We start from the raw sequence: 406 nt of genomic DNA, 5'->3' as shown, positions 1-406 counted from the left end.
TTCAGGAATACCCGGAAGAGAATCAGACACCGTAGTTTGCCAGACATTCCCCCCGGGCAGTGCCGGGGGGAACAAGCACCGCCAGGGTGCCAGGAATGAAGGGATAAGTTACTTAACGAACGCTTCGCCGAGAGCAATATCCTTCTTCAGCGTGTCCAGCATGCCATCCAGTGACTGCTGTTCAAAGGCGCTCAGTGCACCGACCGGACGACGCTCGACAATACCGTTTTTACCCAGCAGCAGCGGCTGTGAGAAGAAACGTGCATACTCGCCTTCCCCTTCAACATAAGCACACTCAACAATGTTGCTTTCGCCTTTCAGGGCACGCACCAGGGACAAACCAAAGACCGCAGCCGCGTGGCCCATCGACAAGGTTGCAGAACCGCCACCCGCTTTTGCCTCGACC

1 pseudogene is annotated in these 406 nt (G+C 56.4%); it reads right to left on the bottom strand.

Going from position 1 to position 406, the window contains the following annotated elements:
* Positions 1-108: 108 nt before the first annotated feature.
* Positions 109-406 (bottom strand): annotated as a pseudogene (locus WH277_RS00980) (malate dehydrogenase); the annotation flags it as partial.

The organism is Erwinia sp. MYb416 (assembly GCF_037479575.1).
GTDB lineage: Bacteria > Pseudomonadota > Gammaproteobacteria > Enterobacterales > Enterobacteriaceae > Erwinia > Erwinia rhapontici.
The sequence above is the reverse complement of the archived record's forward strand: the minus strand, read 5'-3'. Positions and strand labels throughout refer to the sequence as shown.